At 50.1% G+C, this 14,916-nt stretch carries 15 protein-coding genes and 1 pseudogene; 10 read left to right on the forward strand and 6 right to left on the reverse strand.

Translation table 11 applies throughout. From position 1 onward, the window contains the following. Nucleotides 1-8 precede the first annotated feature (8 nt). The 5 genes from creD to ACR9Y8_RS19450 are packed head-to-tail and all read left to right on the forward strand — an operon-like array spanning nucleotide 9 to nucleotide 4,033. A complete protein-coding gene (gene creD, locus ACR9Y8_RS19430; RefSeq protein WP_481214911.1) occupies nucleotides 9-1,349 on the forward strand; it encodes a cell envelope integrity protein CreD in 1,341 nt (446 codons plus the stop codon). Nucleotides 1,350-1,360: 11 nt separating this feature from the next. Next, a complete protein-coding gene (locus ACR9Y8_RS19435) occupies nucleotides 1,361-2,761 on the forward strand; it encodes a B12-binding domain-containing radical SAM protein (protein ID WP_481214912.1) in 1,401 nt (466 codons plus the stop codon). An 11-nt stretch (nucleotides 2,762-2,772) separates the two neighbouring features. Beyond that, the gene (locus ACR9Y8_RS19440; protein ID WP_481214913.1) at nucleotides 2,773-3,006 is read left to right on the forward strand and encodes a hypothetical protein; all 234 of its coding nucleotides are present in this window, start codon (nucleotides 2,773-2,775) and stop codon (nucleotides 3,004-3,006) included. Beyond that, complete coding sequence (locus ACR9Y8_RS19445; protein ID WP_481214914.1) at nucleotides 3,003-3,377, forward strand: diacylglycerol kinase family protein; 375 nt, start codon at nucleotides 3,003-3,005, stop codon at nucleotides 3,375-3,377. Before ACR9Y8_RS19440 ends, ACR9Y8_RS19445 begins: the two co-directional genes overlap by 4 nt. 11 nt (nucleotides 3,378-3,388) lie before the next feature. Further along, nucleotides 3,389-4,033, forward strand: a complete 645-nt coding sequence (locus ACR9Y8_RS19450) for a DUF1361 domain-containing protein (protein ID WP_481214915.1) — start codon at nucleotides 3,389-3,391, stop codon at nucleotides 4,031-4,033. 3 nt (nucleotides 4,034-4,036) lie between these two features. Here ACR9Y8_RS19450 and ACR9Y8_RS19455 read toward each other — a convergent pair whose 3' ends face one another. Continuing rightward, nucleotides 4,037-4,900 carry a helix-turn-helix domain-containing protein gene (locus tag ACR9Y8_RS19455; RefSeq protein WP_481214916.1) on the reverse strand — a complete coding sequence of 288 codons (864 nt, stop codon included), beginning with the start codon at nucleotides 4,898-4,900 and terminating at the stop codon, nucleotides 4,037-4,039. 86 nt (nucleotides 4,901-4,986) lie between these two features. Between ACR9Y8_RS19455 and ACR9Y8_RS19460 the strand changes: the two genes are divergently transcribed. After that, entirely contained in the window at nucleotides 4,987-6,102 is a 1,116-nt protein-coding gene (locus tag ACR9Y8_RS19460) for an alkene reductase (RefSeq protein ID WP_481214917.1), read from the forward strand. A gap of 105 nt (nucleotides 6,103-6,207) precedes the next feature. On the opposite strand, the gene ACR9Y8_RS19465 is transcribed toward ACR9Y8_RS19460, so the two are convergent. Next, nucleotides 6,208-9,576, reverse strand: a complete 3,369-nt coding sequence (locus ACR9Y8_RS19465) for a hypothetical protein (RefSeq protein WP_481214918.1) — start codon at nucleotides 9,574-9,576, stop codon at nucleotides 6,208-6,210. Between the two features lie 57 nt (nucleotides 9,577-9,633). Between ACR9Y8_RS19465 and ACR9Y8_RS19470 the strand changes: the two genes are divergently transcribed. Then, on the forward strand, nucleotides 9,634-10,275 hold the full coding sequence (locus ACR9Y8_RS19470; protein ID WP_481214919.1) for an MBL fold metallo-hydrolase: 642 nt from the start codon (nucleotides 9,634-9,636) through the stop codon (nucleotides 10,273-10,275). A gap of 28 nt (nucleotides 10,276-10,303) precedes the next feature. Here ACR9Y8_RS19470 and ACR9Y8_RS19475 read toward each other — a convergent pair whose 3' ends face one another. Further along, nucleotides 10,304-11,836, reverse strand: coding sequence for a lipopolysaccharide biosynthesis protein (locus ACR9Y8_RS19475; protein ID WP_481214920.1), 1,533 nt, complete (start codon nucleotides 11,834-11,836; stop codon nucleotides 10,304-10,306). Nucleotides 11,837-11,911: 75 nt separating this feature from the next. Then, nucleotides 11,912-12,295 (reverse strand): annotated as a pseudogene (gene arfB / locus ACR9Y8_RS19480) (alternative ribosome rescue aminoacyl-tRNA hydrolase ArfB); the annotation flags it as partial. A gap of 54 nt (nucleotides 12,296-12,349) precedes the next feature. Here arfB and dtd point away from each other — a divergent pair. Next, complete coding sequence (gene dtd, locus ACR9Y8_RS19485; RefSeq protein WP_481214921.1) at nucleotides 12,350-12,802, forward strand: D-aminoacyl-tRNA deacylase; 453 nt, start codon at nucleotides 12,350-12,352, stop codon at nucleotides 12,800-12,802. A 13-nt stretch (nucleotides 12,803-12,815) separates the two neighbouring features. Here dtd and ACR9Y8_RS19490 read toward each other — a convergent pair whose 3' ends face one another. Together ACR9Y8_RS19490 and ACR9Y8_RS19495 are read right to left on the reverse strand one after the other, a co-directional pair. Further along, nucleotides 12,816-12,959: a DUF4172 domain-containing protein gene (locus ACR9Y8_RS19490; RefSeq protein ID WP_481214922.1), complete on the reverse strand. Its 144-nt coding sequence runs from the start codon at nucleotides 12,957-12,959 to the stop codon at nucleotides 12,816-12,818. Nucleotides 12,960-13,062: 103 nt separating this feature from the next. Further along, nucleotides 13,063-13,548 carry a hypothetical protein gene (locus ACR9Y8_RS19495; RefSeq protein ID WP_481214923.1) on the reverse strand — a complete coding sequence of 162 codons (486 nt, stop codon included), beginning with the start codon at nucleotides 13,546-13,548 and terminating at the stop codon, nucleotides 13,063-13,065. Between the two features lie 82 nt (nucleotides 13,549-13,630). On the opposite strand from ACR9Y8_RS19495, the gene ACR9Y8_RS19500 reads away from it, so the two are divergent. Both ACR9Y8_RS19500 and ACR9Y8_RS19505 read left to right on the forward strand, forming a co-directional pair. Next, nucleotides 13,631-13,957 (forward strand): nucleotide pyrophosphohydrolase, encoded by a 327-nt coding sequence (locus tag ACR9Y8_RS19500; RefSeq protein ID WP_481214924.1) that lies wholly within the window; start codon nucleotides 13,631-13,633, stop codon nucleotides 13,955-13,957. A gap of 3 nt (nucleotides 13,958-13,960) precedes the next feature. Then, a complete protein-coding gene (locus tag ACR9Y8_RS19505) occupies nucleotides 13,961-14,884 on the forward strand; it encodes a YihY/virulence factor BrkB family protein (protein WP_481214925.1) in 924 nt (307 codons plus the stop codon). Nucleotides 14,885-14,916: the final 32 nt, after the last annotated feature.

Genomic DNA, 14,916 nt, shown 5'->3' on the forward strand with positions numbered 1-14,916 from the left:
TAGCAATCATGGAAACAAATTACAATCCTCCTAAAGTCTCTCTTCTTCAGCGTTATGGTTACGCTATCAAAGCCATCATTATAGGTGTGCTTACACTGGTGCTCATGATTCCTACCGCCCTGATCATGGGCCTGATCGAGGAACGGGAGCAAATGCAGGATAAGGCGACCGCAGAAGTGAGCGCTAAATGGGCCAACGCCCAGACCATTACCGGGCCAGTGCTGGTGGTGCCTTACACTACCCTTAATGGCCCTAAAAATGAGGAAATAATAAAGTATGCCTGCTTCCTGCCAGACAAACTTTCCATCAAGGGAGCACTTATACCGGAGATCAGGAAAAGAGGCATCTACGAAGTAGCTGTTTATGATTCGCGCCTGGAAATCCATGGAAGCTTTGCTGCTCCCGATCTGGCCGCTCTGAACATAGCGTCTTCTGCACTAAAGTGGAACGAAGCTTTTCTTACCGTGGGCGTATCTGATATGCGTGGCATTGGCTACCAGACCGCCACCTGGAACGGCCAGGATTTTGTATTCAATCCTGGCACTCCGCCTGGCGGCCTCTTGGAAAGTGGTATACAGGCAAAGATACCACTGACGCCCGGTACCGATACAGCAGGTACGGGGCCGGAATTAGGCCGCTTTACTATACTGTTTGCCATGAGAGGTTCTGGAAAAATGTATTTTTCACCTGTAGGCAAAAACACGCAGGTAGAGCTGAAGGCAAAATGGCCAAGCCCCAGCTTTGATGGTGCCTTTTTACCGGCAGCACGCACCGTGAAAGACAGCGGCTTTTCCGCCTCATGGGAGGTATCACACCTGAATCGTAGTTTCCCCCAATGTTGGACCATCGGCGACAAGTACAAGATCCATGATGCAGATTTCGGCGTGAACCTCTTCCTGCCCGTTGACGGTTATCTTAAATCCATGCGCGCCATCAAATACGCCATACTGATCATCGGCCTCACCTTTCTGCTATTCTACTTTATTGAGCTTTTACAGCATTACCCTGTTCATCCATTACAATATATACTGATCGGCATTGCACTATGCATCTTCTACACACTACTGATCGCATTGGCAGAACAGCTCAGCTTTAATGCAGCCTATGCTATTGCTGCACTGCTCACATTGGGACTGGTCACCGTCTACGCGCGCAGCGTGTTCCGTAAGGCAAGTACGGCGCTCGCCGTAGGCGGTACCCTGCTCACCTTGTACGGCTTCATCTATGTGATCATCCAGTCAGAAGATCAGGCATTGCTGATGGGCAGCCTCGGCTTGTTCATCATACTCGCTATCGTGATGTACTTCAGCCGCAAGATCAAATGGGATTCCTTAGGTAAAGCAGTTTAAACGCTTGCACTATGAAAATTAAAATGATCCTTCCAGCCTTAACAGAGGCAAAAAGCCCTTTCTGGCGCCCGATCAAATACTCGCTGTTCCCGCCTTTGGGATTAGCCACACTGGCCGCCTATTGCGATCCTGATGACGACATCACGCTGGTAGATGAGCATGTGGAAACGCTGCAGCTGAACGACCGCCCGGACCTGGTGATCATACAGGTGTACATCACCAATGCATACCGGTCCTATGCTATCGCCGATCACTACCGCAGCATCGGCAGCTATGTTTGCCTGGGAGGATTGCATGTTTCCTCGCTGCCCGAAGAAGCACGCCCGCATGCAGATAGTCTTTTCATTGGCCCGGGGGAAGATACTTTCCCCCGGTTTCTGCAAGACTTTGCACAGCGCAAGCCCCAACCGTCTTACGTATCCTATAACCGAACGCTGAATGAGATCCCGCCCCTGCGGCGGGATCTTATAAAACGCCATCTGTACCTGGTGCCTAATTCCATCGTGGTATCAAGAGGCTGCCCGCATCATTGCGACTTCTGTTATAAGGATGCTTTCTTTGAAGGCGGACGCTCTTTTTACGTACAGAAAACAGATGCAGCACTGGCAGAGATAGACCGCTTACCTGGCCGTCACCTCTATTTCCTGGATGATCACTTACTGGGTGATCGCAAGTTTGCTTCCGCACTTTTCGAAGGCATGAAAGGTATGAACCGTGTGTTCCAGGGCGCCTCTACTGTAGAGGCCATCCTGCGCGGCAACCTCATAGAGCAGGCTGCAGCAGCAGGTTTGCGCAGTGTGTTCATCGGGTTCGAAACTTTTAGTCCCAATAACCTGCAACAAAGCAATAAGAAGCAGAATATCGGTAAAGACTATACGGAAGCTGTCCGCCGCCTGCACGATCTTGGCATTATGATCAACGGCAGCTTTGTATTCGGACTGGATGATGATCATAAGGATGTGTTCAAACGTACCGTGGATTGGGCAGTGCGTCATGGCCTTACTACCTGCACTTTTCACATCCTTACACCCTATCCGGGCACGGCGCTTTACAAACGCATGGAACAACAGGGCCGCCTGCTGCACAACAACTGGGATCTGTATGATACCCGACACGTAGTATATCGCACAACCGGCTTATCTGCTGCAGAACTGGAAGAGGGCTACAACTCGGCCTATCGGAACTTCTACAGCTGGAGCAATATTACGCAGGCCAGCCTGCAACATGATCACCCGAAGCATATGCTTAAACATTTTGCCTATGCTGGTGGCTGGAAAAAATTTGAACCGCTATGGAACTTCATCATCAAAACAAAAGGATTAAATCGTATGCTGCCACTGCTGGAGAGCATATTGTCAAAAGTACCATCCCGCAGAACGCCACAGCAACCAGCACTGCAGCCCGCTTCTTAAAATTTATTGGTATGAAAAAATACTGGTTTAAAAAATATGGCTGGTCTTATATTCCTATCAGTATCACGGGTAGTTTAATTACCATTTTTGCACTACTGCTCTCCGGCTGGATCTGCTGGGAGATCTGCAAAAGAACCTATTCCAAAAGCGGCGCGTTGATCTGCTTTTTTGCTTATTTTACCTGTATTGCTTTCTGGTGGAAATGGATAGCGGAAAGCACTTCGGAAAAAACAAAAGAGCCATGATCCCTCCCAAACAAAGTTATCTGCGCCGCCGCGCATTAAGCTTTAAGTATGCCTTTAGCGGTATTGCTGCTTTTTTATATACAGAACCGCATGCCCGTATCCATGCAGTGGCTACGGTACTGGTTACCGCGCTGGGTTGCTGGTGCCGCCTCAGTGGTCCGCAATGGATCGCTATTGTGATCGTCACCGGTATGGTGTGGATAACGGAAATGCTCAACACCATCATTGAAAAAATGATGGATCATCTTTCACCCGACTATCATCCCCGTGTTAAATGGATCAAGGATGTAGCGGCAGGAGCCGTGCTGATAGCCGCCATAGTAGCGGTAATAACCGCTGCGGTGATATTTCTGCCGTATTTTATTAAATAGCTGAACAATTTATGCGTATGAGATCAGATGTGTTAGTTGCAAATAAACGGAATGCTTTGCTGGTATCCGTCTCTTTTAGTATGGCCTTGTTGCTGGTACGTATCTTACATACCGGTACCCTGCAGTACGCTTTCCTGGTGTGGAACCTTTTCCTGGCCTGGGTGCCTTTCCTGCTGAGCAGTATGATGGAAGCTTATGGCGCTGCCCGCTGGCGCTTACCGTTATTGATCCTGGCTACCGCGGTATGGATCACCTATCTGCCGAATGCTCCTTATATACTCACAGACCTTTATCACCTGCCCGAAGGCGGCGCCCCAATGTGGTTTGACCTGATCCTGATCCTGTCGTTTGCGTGGAATGGGCTCGCAATGGGTTTTCAATCTATCCGTCAGATGCAGGAGATCCTCCTGGCCCGCTTTCCCCGCTGGCCAATACAGCTATACGTTTTCCCGGTAATGATGTTGTGCGGTTGGGGCATATATATCGGGCGCTACCTTCGCTGGAACAGCTGGGACCTGATAGCGCAGCCTGGTCCGCTCTTACAGCAAACCGGCCAAATGGTGTTCCATCCGCTGGAGCACAGCCATGCCTGGGGCTTTACCCTGTGTATGGGTTTATTTATTCACCTGCTTTACAGCCTGAAGTTCAATAAATAATTATTATACCGGCCTCGTTTTTTTCCGGTATTCAACCGGGCTTACGCCATTGTGTTTCCTAAACTGCCTGCTCAGGTGACTTTCATCTGTAAAGCCCAGCTCTCCGGCAATCTGGCTGATGGTAAGCGTACTGTTGGCCAGGCGCTGCTCCACCAGTTTTATTTTGTATTGGGTGATGTAGTGCTGCAGGCTTTCCCCCGTCAGCTTGCGGAAATATTCGCCTACATAGTTGACGGAGAGGTTAAATTGCGCTGCCAGGTAATCTACCCGCAGCTTCTCCGCATCACCGATATGCTGGCGTATATGCACCAGCATGCGGTTGATCAGGGGCTCAGCTTCCGCACTGGGAGCTGCGCCTTCCACCCCGTCAGATACATTACGGGCCAGTATGTTGAGGATAAGGGTTACAAAGTGCTGCAGGTTCTCTTCATGATATGCCTGCCGTTGTTCATACTCCGCTATCATTTGCTGTATCAGCGTAGCCACCATCCGGCAGTCGCCCGGCTGCTTTATCAACAGCTCCTGGAAGCGGTTATGATGCGAGAAGATATGTTCCAGCTGCTTAAGCCATTGCGCAATCCTTTCACGCTCCTGCGCATGCTTATATTGTTTCAGGAAGACTTCGGAAAAACGGATGGAGCAGAAGCGGGTAGGCTTTTCAGCATAAAAGCCCCGGCAGTCCATCGGGGTGAAAAGAAAGATGCTTCCCTGGTGATAAGAGAACTTATTCTGGTTCACAATACGCACGCCTTCGCCGTCCAGCATCTGTACGATCTCGAAGAAATGATAGATGAGCGGCCGCTCATTCCAGCATTCCATATCAGATACAAACAGTTCAAAAGGCCGGTGTAATTCTTTCCGTTCCATAACCTGTAAAATTACAAAACAAACCTTTTTTCGTCACTGTTCTGCCCTGCCTGCCGGCGGTAATTTTGACATCAAAAAAAGATCATATGGATTCGAATAAAAAGCTATTGTTGCCTTTGCTTATGCCCAATATTACCTTCAATAACCGGATCGTGATGGCGCCCATGAGCAGGCGCAGATCAGTAAACGGCATTCCCGCTGCTTCCGCGCCCCTTTACTACGGGCAACGGGCGGGGGCTGGTCTGATCATTGCCGAAAACACGGGTATCAGTTCTAACGGGGGAGGCTATCTGCATACCCCGGGAATCTATAACGATGCGCAGAAAGCCGCCTGGAAACCTGTGGTGGATGAAGTGCATGCGCGCAATGGGAAGATCTTTGTTCAGCTGGTGCATACGGGCCGTATCGGCCATCCGCTCATCAATGAAGGAAATGCCCCGGTAGTGGCGCCTTCCGCGGTGCAGGCAGCAGGAGTGATGCGGGTTCCCGGCGATATACATCTCCCCATGCCAGTGCCTGAAGTCTTGAGCACTGCCGGGGCCGGGGCCATGGTAGAAGCGCACATAGAGGCTGCCCTGAATGCAATAGAGGTAGGCTTTGATGGCGTAGAGATCCACGGTGCGCATGGTTTCCTGCCAGAACAGTTCCTGCATCCACATACCAACCGCAGAACAGATCATTATGGCGGCAGTATTGCCAATCGCAGCCGCTTCCTCCTGGAAATCATGGAAGGCGTTACTGCGGCTATTGGTAAAGAGCGCACCGGGGTCAGACTATCGCCCTTTGCCAGGATAAACGATCTCCCTTCTTATCCTGAAGAGAGGGCCACCCATCAGTATCTCACCGATGCATTGAAAGAGCTGGACATTCTTTACATCCATCTCTCGGGTCAGTACGTCAACGGCCAGTCCTCCATTCCAACTGAGTATGTACAGGACCTGCGCAATCGCTTCCCTAACCTGCTAATCCTGGCAGGCGGATATACTGCCGCTTCTGCAGAAGCAGCTTTACAAGCCGGGTTGGCTGATATGATTGCCTTCGGCAAACCTTTTATTTCAAACCCCGACCTGGTAGAGCGCTTCAAACGCAATGCGCCACTAACCCTTCCTGATAGCGAAACTTTTTACTGGGGAGGAGATAAAGGATATATCGACTACCCCGTTCTCTATCCTGATCGTACTCCTTGTGATGCCGTAGCATAACATAATTATCCCGCCATGCTAAAACAAAGCGGCCGCCTTCGTGCTGAAGACGGCCGCTTTATATTTTGTAGTCTCGCGTCAATCCCTAACGACTGACGACTTTTTTTAGAAATCTACGCCCATTCCAAAATACCAGATAGGGCTGCCACGGAAGAAGGCGATCATCGGCCAGCCGGCGTCTACACGGAGGAAGTAGCCTGCAATAGTAGTACGGGCGCCAAAGCCATAGCCGCCTACAAAGGGCCCGAGGAAGCCTTCCTTGATCTTCAGGGATACGCCATCGTCACCGTTATAGTAGGTGTAGTTGGCATCCTTAAAGCTCAGTTTTTCGTTCCAGGCAGTGCCTATATCAATGAACTGCGTAAGCTGGAAGTTCCGCAGGAACGCAGAGTTGATGGGTTTATCAATGAAAGTGGCGAACACCGGTAAGCGCAGTTCTGAGTTGAACAGGATCACGTTATTACCATTCTTCGCATTCTGCTTGTAGCCGCGCATGTTCACAGCCAGTGTCTGGTACGCATAGTTAACCGGTTTGCCTTGCGGGAACACCGGCGTATTGGTATTGATCTGCGGGTTCAGCCAGTTGTCTATACCACCGAGGTAGTACAGCAGTTTGCGGGTACCCCATGAGAAGTCGCCAGACACCCTGGTGGCCCATATAAAGTTGCGGTAGATCTTTTCATAGTGACGAGCGTCGAAGCCCCAGTTAAAGGTGAACCTGCCCTTACCTGCAGGGGTAGGGTTAAAGAGCTCGGTCAGGTCGCCGGAGAGCTTAGCGTTCAGATCAATGTAAGCTTTATATCGCGTGCCATGCCAGATGTTGATCGCCGGGTTCAGCGTATTGTCATACACATACTCCAGGCGTCCCAGGGCAAAGTTCTCTTTGTAGTCCTGCACCTTCAGGCTCTGGTCGTCAGAGGCCAGGATCACCATCCTGTCTGTACGGAAACCGGTTGTCAGGCGGAAGCTCCGTACCTGGTCAAGCGGATAGCGCACTTCCAGCTGGTAGAGGTTCGTCTTCAGCTTGATAGGATAGAAATCGCTCAGCGAAGCTTTATCCACCTTGCGGTAGTAGGTGAGTTTATAATCAAAGCGTTTCTTCAGATAAGAGAAGGAGAAGAAGTATTCCGTTCCATCCAGTGAAGACGGGAAGCGGAAACCGCCGCTGAATTTATAATCCTCCATCAGGTCGCTTACTCCTAAACGGAACAGGCCGTTCACCGGATCGGTCAGGCGGATGGGCGATACCGGCTGTCCTGTAAACGGCTGGTACCTGTTGATCAGGATAGAGTTATCCAGCTGCAGGATCAGGTAGTCTGACGAGAATTTCAGCTTATATGGCAGCAAACGGGCCCGTTTAAGAACAGCTTCTACCTGTGGCATTGCGATCGGCGGAATGCCTTCTTTCACAACAGCGCTGGTGTCCGCAGGATCATTACCAAACTCGCTCTGGAAGAAGTCCGGCCGTTTGGTGGTATCCTTCTGTGGCTGTCCATAGTTAGTGGGCAGTCCCAGCCGCAGGCTGTCCTGGTGCATCTGGTACTGGCGGAAAGTAGTAGGGCGGGCGGTTACATTACGTTTGCGCAGGATGGCGGTATCCACCTTCAGTTTATACAGGCGTTTATATTCGTTAAAGCCTATTACTTCAGATACTACGCCCTGGTCGCCCGCAATACGTGATTCCTGTATGCCGGTATGGTAGTTTGTAACAGGGAATACGTAGGTAGAATCATTGGTGATGGCGATAGCCGCTACAGAATCCGGGGCAGAAGCGCCATATTCTGCCAGGGCAGAATCCAGTTCCAGCTGGTCAGGATTGCGCAGTATTTCAGAACCTACAAAGAACAATGAATCCACACCCGCCCTTTCTGTTTTAAAGAAACCGGCATAACGGTTACGGATACCGTTTGCGTCTGATACGAAGGTAAAGTGCGTGGTATTGTACTGTACGGGCAGTCTGGCGTCGCCGTACTTCATATCAGTGAGCTGGGAGATCTGCTTTTCGGAGGTCTTGTTCCAGTTATCTATCAGGAAGATGTTGTAACGGGCGCTGGGCAGTACGGTATCTGCGCTCCTTGCTTTGGGCGAGGGGCGGTTGGAGGAGTAGATAATGCCGCTCTTACCGGGGAAGGCAACAAATGAAGGATCCAGGTCATCATACACGTCGTTGGTGATCTGTTCCACTTTAAAGTTGCTGATGCTGTAGGTGAAGATATCGGTATGTCCGTTCTTCACGGCAGACAGCAGCAGGGCGTTATCGAACTCAAAGAAATACTTCATGTCGATGATCCGGTCAAACTGCGGCAGGTCCTGTTTGGTGGTAGTTTTGCTGATCAGGTCGTAGATCATCAGCTTGGTCTTGCCTTCATGCTCATAAACAATGGCCAGGCGGTTACCTTTCTGGTTCCAGGCCAGTAGCGGATAGTTGGGATCCAGCTGGTTGGCGTATTGTTTTACACCGCTGCGCAGTAGTATGTGTGGTTTGTTATCCCCCACCTGCATCTGTACCCGGTAACGGCCCCTGGTGTATTCCACTACTGCGTAAGAGTTATTGCGGGGATTGGCCTGGAAGCGATAGAAATCAGATTTCTTCGTTTCACGGCCAACTACGGTACGTCCGCGGGTTACCTGTCTGCGGCGTTTGTTGTCAGCCTGGAACCTTCTGCGGGTATAGATCATGAAATCTTCCATGGCCTTTTTGGGCGTCTGGTTCAGCACCTGTTCAAAACCTCTTTTCAGGCCGCGGTTAATGCGGGCGATATACATCAGGTAAGGAACGGCGTCCTTACCATACTTCATCTCTACATAATACCAGAATGCATGCCCCGCCAGTAAAGGTTTGTCGTAGGCAAGCTGGTTGAATTTGGTGTATTTGCCGGATTGCATGGCAGCCTTCAGCTCTTCATCCTCCTCTGCATTCCAGGGCTCTGCTGCGTAGGCAATAAAACCGTCTGTGAACCATTTGGGGAAATCTATCAATACTGCGTTACCGGCAAATTCGCCGATGTCTTCACCAAAAAGCAGGGTTTCCAGCATTACCCGGGCAATACCCTGGCGGATCTGCTTACGCAGGTGCGAATGGTCCCCGTCAAAGTAAACGATCATCTTATTGCCCACCAGTTTGGTTACACCGCCTGTATTCTGCCATTCTACCCCGATACCGATGTTAGACTGCCGCATCTCGCCAAAGCTGTTGTAGACCACAATATTCAACCGCTGGCGGAAGGTGAACTCCATGAACTGCTCCAGGGAGGGTAATTCCTTTTCGGCTTCCTGTGCCACATATTTGCCCAGTTCCAGGCCGTTTTGCGCAAAATACGTGTTGAAGTGGCGGGTCTGATAATACCTCCACTTAAAATTCTTGAACTGAACGCGATTCTGTCCGAATTCAACAGTATTGGTCTGTGCCTGGGATAAGAACGTGGCTAGTAATAGGGTACCGGTAAAGAATAACCTGGTAGTAAATCGGTTCATACAGAAAGTATTGATAATATTGTGATCTTAATTAAAATTAGCAAAAATCGGGTAACAATGATTGAAATCCAATATTTCGCCTTTAATCCCTTACAGGAAAACACATATCTGCTTATAAACGAAAAAAAGGATTGCATAATTATAGACCCTGGCTGTTATTTTGAGGAAGAAAGAAAAGAACTGTTGCAGTATATCGAAAAACAGGGCCTGAATGTTACCCGCCTGCTCAACACACACTGCCATTTTGATCATATTTTCGGAAATAAGCTGATAGCCCGCACCTTTAACGTGGGCCTGGAGATACACCGCCTGGAACAAACAGTGCTCGATCGTTCGCCCCAGGTTGGGGTTATGTATAACATCCCCTTTGAGCCTTCACCAATGCCGTCCCGCTATATCGAAGAGGGGGAAAAGATACAGCTGGGTGATGATGTGCTGGATGTACTCTTTACCCCTGGCCATTCTCCCGGCAGCATTTCCTTTTATCATGCCGCACAGCAATTTGTGATCGGGGGCGATGTATTGTTTTACCAGAGCATTGGCCGTACAGACTTACCGGGCGGCCATCACGAAACGCTGTTGAACAGTATCCGGCAAAAGCTGTTTGTACTGCCTGATGAGGTAAAGGTCTATCCGGGCCACGGTCAGCCTACCACCATCGGGTTCGAGAAAAAATATAACCCATTTTTAAGCCATTAGCTATTAGCCAACAGCTAGCTGCTAACAGCTATTTAATATATTTCCCGATCACCGGCAGCCGTTTGAACTCTTTTTTCTCCATTTTAAGGATGAACCAGCCGTAAGCGGCAAAGAAAAGGGTGGCCACGAGGAGCGGCAGCGGCTTCAGGGCGTACACATTGCCCGGGGAAAGCAGCCGGGTGTTCAGCAGCTGGAACAGGTACCAGGTGAGCACCGCCAGGCCAATGTATGTAATGATCCTGGGCAGGTGATAAGGCACCGGGTAATGCTTTTGTCCCCACACATAGCAAACGGCCATCTGCACAAAATAACAAACCATCGTGGCCAGCGCCGCGCCGTAATAACCCATTACCGGGATCCACCACCAGTTTAGCAGGAACGCCAGCGCAGCCGTGATCAGGGTGATAACGGCGCCCGCCCGGGTACGGTCCGTTAGCTTAAACCAGATGGTAAGGTTATAGTAAATACCCAGGAACATATTGGCCAGCAGCAATACCGGTACAATCTGCATGCCCTGGTAGTAGAAAGGCTTGCGCAGGAACACTTTCCAGATATTCATGTACAGGCTCACAAACAGGAACATAAAGCACAGCAGGATCACGAATAGCTTCATGATCCGGGCGTATACACGCTGCGGGTTGTCGCCTTCCGCCTGTTTAAAGAAAAAAGGCTCCGCCCCTAACCTGAATGCCTGTATGAACATGGTGATCAGGATAGCCAGTTTGTAATTGGCACTGTAAAGGCCGATGATGGTTTTCTTAGCTTCCATGTCATTGCCGGGCAGGTATCGGGGTAAGAACCAGGCCCTGTCAAAGGTTTCGTTCACCATGCCCGCCATTCCTACAATGATCAGTGGCAGGGCATATCCCATCATCTGCCGCCATAAGGTCTTGTCAAAGCTCCATTCTATACGCAGCAGCTGCGGCAGGAAAAGCAGTAGCGTAACCGCGCTGCCCAGCATATTGCTTAGATACACATATCCCAGTTGGTCTTCCCCGGCCGTCACATTGGGCAACCAGTGGTGACCTGCCTGGTATAGTTTAGGACAGAGATACAGGAAGAAAATGTTGAAGCCTACAGTGGTGGCAATATTAGCTATACGGATAAAAGCATAGCGCAGCGGCCTGTTTTCCAGCCGTAGCTGGGCAAAGGGGATGGCCGTCAGGGCATCAAAGGCCATGATCAGCACGATAAACGTATAGAAGCCGGGATGCGTGCTTAACCCCGCCAGCTCTCCCGTGCTGGAATTGACAATGGTGCCCCTGAGCAGAAATAACAATATGGTAATACAGAAAGTGGATACCAGCAGTGAAATAGTGGCGCTGCCCAGCACATGTCGTTCATTTTCCTTTTTGGCAAAGCGGAAGAAGGCGGTTTCCATACCGTAGGTCAGCACAATGTTCAGGAAGGGTATATATGCATACACATTCTGCATTTCCCCATAATCAGCAGGGGATAGGATACCCAGGTAAAAAGGCGTAAGAAAATAATTGAGCAGCTTGCTCGCTATATTGCTTAATCCGTAATAAACCGTTTGTCCTGCCAGTGATTTAATGCTCAATGCGCTGAATTTTCGTCAAAAATAACCTAAACCCCATATATTCCGGTCCTTCAAAACGCCCAAACCCGCAAATTGCTAGATCATTCCACCCCGCCGTTGCTGTTTCTTCTCTGAGAGACGCTTTTTGAACTGTATCCTTTTTTCCTTTGCCGCCTTCGACGGCTTGGTGGCTATACGCTTTTTGCGGGGAGTCAGTGCCTTGCGCAGCAGCTCATGCATCTTCTTTACCACCAGTTCTTTGTTGCCCAGCTGTGTCCGGGCTTCCTGTGAGCGTACCTGCAGCAGTCCGTCTGCATTGATACGGTTGGCCAGGACCGCCTGCAGCGTTGTTTTTTGTTCAGGGCTTAACAGGGACGAGTTGGCGATATCAAAATAGCCTTCCACCATGGTCTCCACCTTGTTTACGTTCTGCCCCCCTTTACCGCCGCTGCGGGCGGTGCGGAAACTGATCTCCGCGGAAATATCCAGTTGCATGTCTGCAATTTATTAACTTCCCCACAAAAACCATTCAATATGCGGGCTGTCATTCAACGGGTCACCCGGGCTTCAGTAACGGTAGACGGGAAAATAACCGGCAGTATTGAGCAGGGATTGCTGGTGCTGCTGGGCATCGAAGATGCCGACACCATGGAAGATATCACCTGGCTTAGTAATAAGATCGTGAACCTGCGGATATTTAATGATACAGCCGGGGTAATGAACCTGTCTGTAAAAGAGACCGGGGGCAGTATATTGCTGGTCAGCCAGTTCACCCTGCATGCCAGCACCAAAAAAGGCAACAGGCCTTCGTATATACGTGCCAGCAAGCCCGATATTGCGATCCCCATGTACGAAAAGATGATAACACAGCTTGGAATAGATTTGGGCAAAGCCGTGGAGACGGGGATCTTTGGTGCGGACATGAAAGTAGAATTGTTGAATGACGGACCGGTAACGATAGTAATAGATACGCAGGATAAGGAGTAATATCAGCTTTCATTCAGCCCATAACCCGTGCTCCTGCCACCTGCCGCCCCTGGCGATGCCGTACTGCCCCCAGCAGCGGGCTGACAGCTTCCTGGTCCCACTTAAAATGAGGCCATTTTCGTAATTGGTGTATATAAACGGGGCTCATTCTCCGCATGATTTGCGTCGAATATAGCCAGTTTTCGCCCCATAGGCCAATATTCTACGCATGCAATGCGTAGAATATGACCTTTATTCTCGGCAACCATGCAATTGTAACATCATCTACACTCCCCCCTCACAAACCCCACACTGTCCCACTCCACGCTCCCCAGATCTTCCCCAAACACCGGCCTTCCGTCCTTATCAAAATTCTTTGCCCTGCCTTCATACACCTTATCCCCTTCCACCTTAAACACCGCCTGGTTCGTACTCTCCATCCCCTCGCTCATAAACGTATACTGCACATTCAGGATATTCCCCTGCATCACGCCCTTAATACTCCCCTTATTGCTATCTTTCTCATACCGCTTGTACTCCAGCTTTCCGTTTACACTATCTCCTGCTGCTTCAAAACTTAACCTGGCCGTATCTTTCCCCACTACCTGGGTAAAACATTGCGGCCCGGCTGGCGCTACACTGCTCACTGGTACAGTATCTGTAGTGATTAAAGTATCACCGGTCTGTGAGCCGGCTTCTCCGGAATGCGGCTGGCAGCCCGCAGCGCATATGGCGCCGGTGGCTAATACTAGGAAAAATGTTTTCATTGATGATGTCTTGGTTTTCAAGCTTAACGAGTTAAACAATATAGCAAATATATTATCTTAGAAAGTCTAAATGCAATCTACCATGACAATAAGCGAAGCGCAGGAAAAGATCGACAGCTGGATCAATACCACCGGGGTACGTTATTTCAGTGAACTCACCAACATGGCCATTCTCACAGAAGAAGTGGGTGAAGTAGCCCGCATCATGGCCCGCCAGTATGGAGATCAGTCGTCAAAAGATGCAGACAAAAAGAAAGACCTCGCCGACGAGCTCGCAGATGTCATGTGGGTATTGCTGTGTATTGCCAACCAAACCGGTATTGATATGACAGTAGCCCTGGAAAAGAATTTTGAGAAGAAGAACATCCGGGATGCCACCCGCCACCAGCAAAACGAGAAATTAAAATAACCTATGGAAAAAAAAACTTCGAAATTGCAAACCTACTGGGTGATCCTCAAAGAGGCCGCCGTGGGGTTCATAGATGATAAAGTACTGAAGCTGAGCGCCTCCCTGGCGTATTATACCATCTTCTCTGTAGCGCCCATGCTGATTGTGATCATTTTCTGCTGCGACCTTTTCCTGGGCCGCGATGCTGTAGAAGGCACGCTTTACAACCAGATCAAGGATCTCGTAGGCGACCAGGCAGCTATCCAGGTACAGCAAATGATCCGCAATGCCACCCTCTCACAGGATATGAGCTGGGCCACCATCATTGGCTTCGTTACCCTCCTGATAGGCGCCACCGGCGTATTTGCCGAAATACAGGATTCCATCAATACCATCTGGCGACTTAAATCCAAGCCGAAGAAAGGGAAAAGCCTCATCCGCATGCTGATGAACCGCCTGCAGTCCTTCTCCCTGGTGGTGAGCATCGGTTTTATCCTGCTGGTGTCGCTGGTGGTGAACGGCCTGATAGAGGTCCTGAATAAAAACCTGGCCAAACTGTTCCCTGAAGTGACCGTGATCCTGATCTACCTGATCAACCTGGCCATTACTTTCCTGGTGATCACCACCCTCTTCGCCATTATCTTCCGGGTACTGCCCGATGCCCGGATCCGCTGGAAAGACGTGATCGTAGGGTCTATCACCACCGCCATCCTCTTTATGCTGGGCAAATTCGGCATCGGCTATTACCTGGGCGCCAGCCGGATCAGCTCTACCTATGGAGCCGCCGGGTCCATTGTGATCATTCTCCTCTGGGTATATTATTCCTCCGCTATTCTTTACTTTGGCGCCGAGTTTACCCGCGCCTACGTCCAGCATTTCGGGGCCCGCATCTACCCGAATGAATATGCGGTATGGATAAAACAGGTGGAGGTGGCGGAGGAAGGGTAGTGGGCAAACTCTCAAATTCTACTATATTTGCG

The organism is Chitinophaga sp. SVR4-12A (assembly GCF_056754765.1).